This is a genomic window from Vibrio sp. 10N.247.310.24, assembly GCF_041467175.1.
Taxonomy (GTDB): Bacteria; Pseudomonadota; Gammaproteobacteria; order Enterobacterales; family Vibrionaceae; genus Vibrio; species Vibrio tasmaniensis_A.
Genome location: NZ_JBFSUD010000141.1, coordinates 1 through 5,774 on the forward strand (window position 1 = coordinate 1; position 5,774 = coordinate 5,774).

Consider the following 5,774-nt stretch of genomic DNA (forward strand, 5'->3'; position numbering starts at 1 on the left):
AATACGCGAAACGGGGTTGTTCTATCTTTAAATTTAATTACGCAACAAAGCCGTTTATCGCAGGTAGTCATATACAATACCGATCTTAAACTGCGGCTATAGTTTGTTATGCGATGACTTCGTTACTAGGGTAATACGCTTTAATGTCCGCTTTAGTCTCTTTAAGGAGACTGGGTTGTGAGTTTGTGGAGAGAGGCTATTGCTAAGTCCATTTTCTGTTGGAATGATAAAACCATGAGAAACAATTGGTTAAGTAAATCTCATCACATCACCGATGACAATGTCACAGAGATTTCGAATGTGAAGTCTGTCAAAGCCGCTTCTCAAATAGGCGATATGTGCGCTGTACCCGTGTATAACGTTTATGCGTCTTGTGGGTTTGGTGCTCAAAACGATACCGAGTATCAACTTAGAACCGAATTTCTACCTTGCTTATGGTTAAAGCGTTTCGGCCTGACAGAAGAAGATGCTCGTATCATCATTTGCCACGGCGACTCAATGGAAGACACTTTGAGTGACGGTGACGAAGTATTAGTCGATACCCGAGAACTCGGTCACCCCGTAAAGCATGGTGTCTATGTTGTTCGCATTGGTAAGCACGTTTACATAAAGCGCCTGAAGTACGACATCATGGCCGAGATCTATAAAGTCATCTCAGACAACAAAGAAGAATATGATTCGTTTATCGAGAATGAGGAGAAACTCGACGAGTTCGCGGTAATCGGGAAAGTTGTTACCACCGTCATGAAGGCGGTGATTTAGAAAAGCGAAGGCGACCTCAGGGTCGCCTTTTTTATTGATAGTTCTGTAATAAGCCGGAATCGTAATGGTTAAAACAATTGATGAATATGAGAAAGATATTTCAGATGTAGTCGACCGAGTAAAATTCACTCAAGTGAACCCAAAGTTATTTGAGTTTAAATCGGGAGTCGGTGAGTGGGATTTATCTAATGTTCAAAAATTTAATTTTTTTGTCGGGGAAAATAACTCAGGAAAGAGTCGGGTTTTAAGAGAGATTTTTGGAGAGGATTTTGGGTTTTGGGATATAAATTCTGATTTACTATCGGTAGATGATCTACTTGATAGGATTGTTTGTACTGATTTCAAGCAGCAACTAAGAGCTCAGAATTTCAGTTATCTAGGGCCTGAGGATATCGTGCCTGTCATTCTTGAAATGAAAAAAAGCCCATCGCCAGCAGGTGTGTTTGATATAGCAGACCAAATATACGAGCGAGCTACCAGAGGACATGGGACAACGTCGACGCGAGATAGGGACTTGATTTATAGCGCTTTGTTTCAGCCATTAAGTAGTGCAGATCCTACTTTGTCTGAAAAGACGGAGTATCTTGGTAATTTCTCTCGAAAGTATACTTGTAAGGTCTATATCCCAACATTGCGGACGCTTAGACACATAAGTGGTGAAGATCTGTATTTATCTAGGACGGCCAAGGACTATTTTAAGAATTCAGACCTTAATAGTGACGCTATTTTTACTGGGTACAATATTGCTGAAGATTTAAAACAACAATTACTGGGTACGCATAAACAGCGAAAGAAGGTAAGAGAATTTGAGCAATTTCTTAGTGAACAATTCTTTTATGGAGCTGACATCGCTCTAACTCCAAGAATTGATGACAACGTAGTATGGTTTAAAGAAGGGGATAAAGATGAACACCCTATCTACGACCTAGGTGATGGTATTCAAGCGATCATTATCCTTACCTACAAAGTCTTCATGGCTGAGCATCCGACAATATTTTTTATTGAAGAACCTGAGAAGTATCTTCATGCGGGTATGCAACGCACGTTGGTTGAAGCGTTGGCATCCGTTCCCCATCACATGTTTTTTATGACGACTCACTCTAACCACTTTCTAGACTTGGCGCTTGAGAGGGATGATGTAGCAACGCATCAAGTATCTCAGCATGAGGGTAAAACTCTTACACGTAGCGCTACTGAACTAAATGACTTGCTTGACGAGTTAGGTGTGCGTGCTTCTTCAGTACTGCTAGCAAACTGTTCAATCTGGGTTGAAGGTGTCACTGATAAGCTTTACTTACGTGCCTATATGAGTAAATACCTTATAGAGCTAGAGGATAAAGGAACCGAACCGGATCGTGTGAACCGATTAAAGAGCCATATTGAAAACCTCCATTATGTATTTGTTGAATATCAGGGGTCGAACATCACTCACTGGGCGTTCAATCATGAAGAGTCTGATTTAGAAAAAACTGGTGCTTATTTATTAAATAACAAAATTTTCTTGTTGGCTGATGGTGATATTGACCAGAAAGGTGACCGAACAGAGAACTTATCGTCATGGCTTGGGAAACAGTTTTATCAGCTAGAACTAAAAGAAATTGAAAACTATATACCCTTAGAAGTGATGAAGAAAACAGCAGAATTACGTTTAAATGTAATGAACCAAAGAAAAGGCTGCTCTCTTAATTTCGATTCATTTACTCAAGGAAGTTACGCAAAGAAAACAGTTGGTATTGGTCGTTATTTAGAGCTGTGTGTCGAGAAACCTAAAGGGCTTGAAAAAAGCTTTTTTGAAGAGATAGGGAAAAGCAAAACGGGCACAATTCGCGATAAGGTCGCTTTCTGTAAAGAGGCTGTGCGCTATATGAATAGTCATCCTGAAGAATGGATGTTAACTGATGAGCTTACCGAACTGTGCGACAAGCTTTGGCATCATGTAGAAAAAAGTAATTAATCGAAAAAAAGTAAAATAGAAGGCTATAGATGAATGAAGCATTTTTATAAGGCTGGCAATATTGAAAGGGTTTTGGGATGCCCGCACTGTCACGAGTTGATATCTGTTAATGATCTAAAATCCCGCGCTTCTTCCTGTAAAAAGTGTCAATATGAGGCAGATTGCCCTTATCCTGAATGTGGAAAAACGTCGTGCCTAATACCTGGCTTGTCAGGTCTAAGGCAAGCAAATACCCCAGCTACGAACCCTGATCCAGATCAGCCGAGAAGACCCAAAAACAAAATTTAATCATGATAACGCTGAAACAAGTGCACACGTATTTAGGAATAATTTATGACAGCAGAAGTAGTCATTTTTAACAAGAGTGCAATAGCACTTGCTGCAGACTCAGCAGTATCCATTGAAGGAAATAAGTCGAGTAAAGTTTACAATAATGCTGAAAAGCTATTCGCTTTATCTAAACATCACCCAGTCGCGATAATGATATATGAAAGGAATGAGCTGCAAGGGGTTCCTTGGGAGCTGATTATAAAATCTTTTAGAAAGAAGCAAGGTGATAAATTCTACTCAAAGTTAAGCGGGTACAAAGATGCATTTTTAGAATTTACTCGTGAGTTCTACTTCAACCTTCCTGAAGTAAGAGTCAGTTATTGGACTCAGGAAGCAATCAGAGAAATCGTATACTCTACGCTAGATAAGGTATTAGAGATGGCGGAGGCAACTGATGATAACAGCTTAAGAGTAATAGATGTTTTCGATATCGCTATTAATGATCTTCTTGAGCTTTATATGGATGCGCCTTATTTCGACTGCTTGAATGAAACGTCACTAGAAGATTCAGATTTTGAATTTGATCAGTTTGCTTACCAAGAACTAACCGCATGCATTGAGACCCAAGAGTTTACGGAAAGTGAAGATAGAGATTGGCTTAACACGTGCAACTCTTTTTATGTACTTTGCTCTGCTAGATTGCTTCGCCAAGACCCATTTCATATAGGCTCCACAGGACTTGTTTTTGCTGGCTATGGCGAGGATGAGTTCTTCCCTGAAGTATGTGAGTGTGAAGTTTATGGTGCTTTTGGTGGTGTAATAAAACTCATTGAGAAGGATGCATTTGACCGTAATGGTGTCTCAGCTGGCGTGAAGGCCTTTGCTCAGAAAGAGGAAGTAAATACTTTCATGGAGGGCGTCAGCAATAGCACAAAGAGGGAGTTTTTATCAATATTAAAAGGAGTTTCGGACCTGTATGGTGAAGAAGTATCTCAACTTATTGAGCAGTATGTCCCAGAGGGAGAGCGTGATTCTGTATCGGCAATAATTGAAGAACGCTGTAGTCAGCGTTTTTTAGAGTATGGAGCACAATTGACAGAGCACACTAATAGTACACATGTAAATAAAGTTGTGGACATGATCGAACACCTACCGAAAAACGAGCTAGCTTATATGGCTGAATCTTTAGTGAACCTGACGGCATTTAAAAGAAAAGTTTCATATGAAATGGACTCAGTGGGTGGCCCAATTGATGTTGCTGTTATCTCGAAAGGAGATGGATTGGTTTGGATTAAGAGGAAGCATTATTTTCCATCAGAGCTGAACTCCCAGTACGGACGTTAAAAATGCAAAAGAGCACCTGAATGGTGCTCTTTTATTTGTTTAATGAGAGGCTTCAGCTTTACGTTTTTCATCGCTTAGCTTTATGCCTCGCTCTTTTGCTGCCTCTCTAAAGCGCTCTTGAAGTTGCTCTTTTGATAGGCCTCTAAAAGAGCCCATATGCTTTGCTTCTTCAGCGTCGCGATCAGGATAACGACTTAACATGCGCTCTTTCGCTGCTAACATTCGTTGTTCTCTATTCATTTTTTTACCCTCCAAGATGGTCTAAGTATAAAAAAATTACCACCAAATGCAATGTTTACTCATATCTTCTATGTGACAAGGTTCATTGAATGGAACATCGCTTGAAAGGTGAACGTGGTGCTCAAGTTGTAACTGATCCTTAAGCTGTTCGTAAACTTCCAATGGTCCAGTTCCATCCGCGATTATTTTTAATATCGGTACATACCGTTTTGATTTTTGATATCGCTTAATTGCTCGGGATAAAGCTTTTTGGGGTTCTAACCACACGAGGCCTAGAGACACTTCGTAATTTTGTGATGTCAAAGTCTCATGAATTTCCATGATGGAATCAGGTCGTGCTCCAACTTTAGGTATTACCATGTTATAGCCTTTCTTTAGACAGGTGGCAAACACACCATCACCTTCTGAATAAACTAAGCCATCTGATTCGTCGTGAGTCCAAAAGGCCCCATTTGGAAATGTAAGCTCTGGAAACTTTCGTTTAGCAAAGTCAGAGTCGATAATATATGCGCCTTGCATATCAGACATAACTTGAGCCACAGTAGACTTCCCAGAGGCTGGCAACCCCAGAAGAATGATTGCCTTTCTATCAGCACGAACTCTATTTCTCGGTTTGCTCCCACCATACCCAATTCTAATGTCATCGTCATTTTTAGGTATCGTAAGTTCAAGTAACTCCTCTAGTATCTTAGCTTTAATATGTTGCCTTTGATCATCTGAGGAAATCAGTTCTCTGAATTGAAAGCCATTTAGTCGTTCGATCAGCGCAATTTCTCTTGCCAAAACCATTCGTTTATATTTGTCTTGTTCCACGTCGTAATCGAGCAATAGTTGTTCAAAAAATGCTATCTCGTCATAGAATTCATCGGAATTATTTAACTCTTCCATTTACTTAGCCTACTTAATTATCGATTTGTCATGCAATTTATGTGGGAACAGCTGGGTATAAACCTGCCACAAGGTATTTAGGTTCCTATGCCCAGTTACTTGTGCAACTTCCTCAATCGTAAAGCCTTTCTCGAACAAACGGCTTGCACCTTCACGGCGTAGGTCATGATAGCGCAGGTTATCAATCCCAACCTTTTGACACACTTCAACGAAGCCTCGGCCAACTGAGCGTGGGTTATATGGAAATATCAACTCACCTTTACGGTGTTTTTCAAGGTAGTTGTCATCATTTGCTTGCTTATTAAGCAGCTTCTCT

6 protein-coding genes are annotated in these 5,774 nt (G+C 40.2%); 3 read left to right on the forward strand and 3 right to left on the reverse strand.

Translation table 11 applies throughout. The annotated features are described in order from the left end of the window. Positions 1 to 234: 234 nt before the first annotated feature. The 3 genes from AB6E08_RS22560 (at position 235) to AB6E08_RS22570 (ending at position 4,330) form a co-directional block, all read left to right on the forward strand. The gene (locus tag AB6E08_RS22560; RefSeq protein WP_372067520.1) at positions 235 to 762 is read left to right on the forward strand and encodes a helix-turn-helix transcriptional regulator; all 528 of its coding nucleotides are present in this window, start codon (positions 235 to 237) and stop codon (positions 760 to 762) included. 64 nt (positions 763 to 826) lie between these two features. Next, positions 827 to 2,716: an ATP-dependent endonuclease gene (locus tag AB6E08_RS22565; protein ID WP_372067523.1), complete on the forward strand. Its 1,890-nt coding sequence runs from the start codon at positions 827 to 829 to the stop codon at positions 2,714 to 2,716. 333 nt (positions 2,717 to 3,049) lie between these two features. Then, positions 3,050 to 4,330: a hypothetical protein gene (locus tag AB6E08_RS22570; protein WP_372067526.1), complete on the forward strand. Its 1,281-nt coding sequence runs from the start codon at positions 3,050 to 3,052 to the stop codon at positions 4,328 to 4,330. A 39-nt stretch (positions 4,331 to 4,369) separates the two neighbouring features. On the opposite strand, the gene AB6E08_RS22575 is transcribed toward AB6E08_RS22570, so the two are convergent. The 3 genes from AB6E08_RS22575 to AB6E08_RS22585 all read right to left on the reverse strand — a co-directional run. After that, entirely contained in the window at positions 4,370 to 4,570 is a 201-nt protein-coding gene (locus AB6E08_RS22575; protein WP_108155901.1) for a hypothetical protein, read from the reverse strand. A gap of 36 nt (positions 4,571 to 4,606) precedes the next feature. Further along, positions 4,607 to 5,458 (reverse strand): zeta toxin family protein, encoded by an 852-nt coding sequence (locus AB6E08_RS22580; RefSeq protein WP_108155900.1) that lies wholly within the window; start codon positions 5,456 to 5,458, stop codon positions 4,607 to 4,609. A gap of 9 nt (positions 5,459 to 5,467) precedes the next feature. Next, positions 5,468 to 5,774: tyrosine-type recombinase/integrase (locus AB6E08_RS22585; protein ID WP_372160293.1), on the reverse strand; the 307-nt coding region annotated here is incomplete at its 5' end.

Coding starts and splice junctions, on each gene's coding strand:
- AB6E08_RS22560 (WP_372067520.1), top strand. CDS start 235: ATGAGAAACAATTGGTTAAGTAAATCTCATCACATCACCGATGACAAT.
- AB6E08_RS22565 (WP_372067523.1), top strand. CDS start 827: ATGGTTAAAACAATTGATGAATATGAGAAAGATATTTCAGATGTAGTC.
- AB6E08_RS22570 (WP_372067526.1), top strand. CDS start 3,050: ATGACAGCAGAAGTAGTCATTTTTAACAAGAGTGCAATAGCACTTGCT.
- AB6E08_RS22575 (WP_108155901.1), bottom strand. CDS start 4,570: ATGAATAGAGAACAACGAATGTTAGCAGCGAAAGAGCGCATGTTAAGT.
- AB6E08_RS22580 (WP_108155900.1), bottom strand. CDS start 5,458: ATGGAAGAGTTAAATAATTCCGATGAATTCTATGACGAGATAGCATTT.